Below are 2,906 nucleotides of genomic sequence, written 5' to 3'. Positions count from 1 at the left end.
CGCCCGCGAACGCCAAGGACGTGCCGGCGTACGTCACGACGCCAGGCTCGGTCAACAGCAACCTCGTCAACCCGTCGACGATCATCCTGGCGCTGGCGACCGTCGGCATGCTCTTGATCGCCCTGGTGTCGATCGGCGGCTTCACCGTGCTGGCCCAGCGACGTATGCGCTCGCTCGGGATGCTCGAGTCCATGGGTGCGACCGACCGCAACGTGCGGCTCGTCCTCGAGTCGAACGGGTTCATCGTCGGGCTGGTGGGGGTCGTCGTGGGGTTCGCGGTGGGGTTGGTGGTCTGGTTGCTCTACCGCCCGACCAACGAGCAAGACGCCCACCACGTGATCGGGACGCTCGCCCTGCCGTGGAACGTCATCGTGCCGGCGATGGTCCTCGGCGTGCTGGCGACCTTCTTCGCCGCCAGCTACCCCGCCCGCGCCATCACCCGCCTGCCGGTCGTCGGCGCGTTGGCCGGGCGCCCGGCGCCCCCGCGCCAGGTCCACCGCTCACTGGTGCCCGGGGTCGTGGCCCTCGGGATCGGGTTCCTCTTCTTCTCCCTCTCGGGAGCCGAAGGTCACCACGGCAGCGGGGTGATCTGGCTCGTCCCCGGGCTGATCGCGCTGGTGGTCGGGATCATCCTCGTCTCCCCCTTCTTCCTGGTCCTTCTGGCCAAGCTGGGCGGGAGGTCGCCCGTCGCCGTGCGGCTCCCGCTGCGCGACATGGCCCGCTACCGCGCCCGTTCCGGTTCGGCGCTCTCTGCGATCAGCCTCGGCATCATGATCGCGGTCATCGTCTGCGCCGTCGCGACGGCCCGCTACTCCAACGTCTTCGACTTCGTCGGGCCGAACATGGCGTCCAACGCGATCAACGTGTACAACCCGCCGACCGGCAACACGTGCTTCTCGAACGGTGGTCCTCCCGTGTGCCAGCCGGCGCCGCCGGCGCCGAGCCTCACGGCACAGGAGGCATCGGTGCACGCGATCGCCTCCGCCGTCGGCGCGAAGAACGTCGTCGCGCTCGAGCAACCGGCCGCCAACCTGCAGAACCCGAGCGGCCACGGCCGGCAGTGGAACGGGCCGATCTATGTGGCCACCCCGGCCCTGCTGCGGGCGTACGGGATCAACCCGTCCTCCATCCCGTCCGACGTCGACATCCTGAGCTCGCGGTCCGGGCTGGCCGGTTCGGGCGTGCAGCTGACCTACGGGGGCGACTTCGGCAAAGGCGGCGGCCAGCCCGAGCCCGTGAACCTCGGTGGGGGCCCGGGCCCGAGCAGCAGCGCCAACTCCTGCCCGCCCGGCTCGTGCCTGGCCCACCCGGTGGTACAGGAGGAGAGCCAACTGCCGGCGGGCACCTCGGCGCCGAACACGGTGATCACCGAAAGCGCGCTGCACCGGCTCGGTCTCACGAGCCAGAACAGCCTGGGCGGTTGGACGCTCCAGTCCGACACCGCGATCACCCAGTCGCAGCTGACGAGCGCCAACTCGCTGGCGGCGTCGGGCGACCTGACGATCGAGTCGAAGAACGACGCGCCGACGTCGTCAGAGATCGTGAACTGGGCGACCGTCTTCGGCATCGCCCTCGCCCTCGGCGTCCTCGCCATGAGCGTGGGCCTCATCCGCAGCGAGACAGCGAGCGACCTGCGCACGCTCACCGCCACCGGCGCCAGCTCGCGCACGCGGCGCGCCCTGACGGCTGTCACCGCCGGCGGCCTCGCCTTCCTGGGCGCGCTGCTCGGGACCGTGGCCGCCTACATCGGCTTGTTCGGCTTCTTCCGCTCCAACGGACTCGAGGGAGGGGTCTCGGACCTCATCAACCACGTCCCCTGGGACAACCTCTTCTTCATCCTGGTCGCCATGCCGCTCGCCGCCATCGCCATCGGCTGGGTGCTGGCGGGACGCGAACCGCGGGGCATCGCGACCCGGCCGATGGAGTAATGACCACCCCGGGCGAGGCCCGGTCCGTGACGGTCGACACCCCCCAGCCGTCACGGCCCGGGCCCGGTCGAGCCCTCTCCGGCCACCGAGGCCACCAGATGGGTGCCCGCTTCCTGGTCCACCTGGTCCTGCTCGCGACCTTGGCTGCTTCGCTGGCCACGGTGACGGCGATGACGGAGGGGTGGCCGCACCTGGTCATCGGGTCCGCCTTCGTCGCCCTGGTGGTCATCCACGTGGCGCAGCGCCGTCACACGGCGATGCGACTGCTCGGGAACCTCGCCCGACCGGTGACGTGGCTGACCCGCCGTGGCCGGCTGGCGTGGTCCGACCTGATCCTGGGGCTCTTGACCCTCAACGTGCTGATGTCGGGATCTTGGGACCTGGCCACCGGGAACCAGGTGATCCTGCACCCCCGCTCGGTCGGGATCCCGTTCCGCGACATCGGGTGGCACGTCTCGGCGGCTCTCCTGCTGCTGGCGTACCTGTGCGTGCACGTCGCGCGGCGCTGGGGCCGCATCCGGCACTCCGTGATCCGCTGAGCCGCGGACGGAGGGTCAGGACTCGGGAGTCACGCCGAAGCGCTCGGTGTAGAAGTTCATCTGCCGGCGCAGGGCGGCGCGCTCGAGCCCGAGCCCGGCCAGGTCGTACTCGACGGCGCCGAACTTGCCGCGCGGGTGCTCCGCCATGAACCGCGTCATCGCGGTGCGGGCGGTGTCGTCGAAGGGCTGGCCGGCGAGGTCGTAGACCCGGGCCACCATGGCCAGGTCGTCGGCCATGAACTCGTCGAAGTGGACGTCGATGGTCTGCCCGGCCGGCAGGGCGTCGCGGTCCTCCGCGCAGCGGCGCAGCATCCGCTCGAGGCGGTCGGCCCAGTAGCGACCGATCCCCTCGACGTCGACGCGGTCGTGGGACATGCGGGCCGTGTAGGCGAGCATCGTGACCATCGACGTCGTCACCGAGACCGGGTCGCGGTGGGTG

Annotated in this window: 3 protein-coding genes; 2 read left to right on the top strand and 1 reads right to left on the bottom strand. The window is 71.0% G+C overall.

Annotation, left to right across the window (positions count from 1 at the left end; all coding sequences use genetic code 11):
- Together VH112_02915 and VH112_02910 are read left to right on the top strand one after the other, a co-directional pair.
- Window positions 1-1,928 (top strand): FtsX-like permease family protein (locus tag VH112_02915; GenBank protein ID HEX4539170.1); only part of this gene is annotated, 1,928 nt, incomplete at its 5' end.
- Window positions 1,928-2,467, top strand: coding sequence for a hypothetical protein (locus tag VH112_02910; protein HEX4539169.1), 540 nt, complete (start codon window positions 1,928-1,930; stop codon window positions 2,465-2,467). The genes VH112_02915 and VH112_02910, both read left to right, overlap by 1 nt.
- Before the next feature lie 15 nt (window positions 2,468-2,482).
- On the opposite strand, the gene VH112_02905 is transcribed toward VH112_02910, so the two are convergent.
- The coding region (locus VH112_02905; GenBank protein ID HEX4539168.1) for a sulfotransferase at window positions 2,483-2,906 on the bottom strand (424 nt) is incomplete at its 5' end.

It is taken from the genome of Acidimicrobiales bacterium, from assembly GCA_036270875.1.
In the GTDB taxonomy this organism is placed as follows: domain Bacteria; phylum Actinomycetota; class Acidimicrobiia; order Acidimicrobiales; family AC-9; genus AC-9.
Note: the sequence above shows the minus strand (reverse complement) of the source record. Positions and strands in the feature narration are given on the sequence as shown.

Coding starts and splice junctions, on each gene's coding strand:
- VH112_02910 (HEX4539169.1), top strand. CDS start 1,928: ATGACCACCCCGGGCGAGGCCCGGTCCGTGACGGTCGACACCCCCCAG.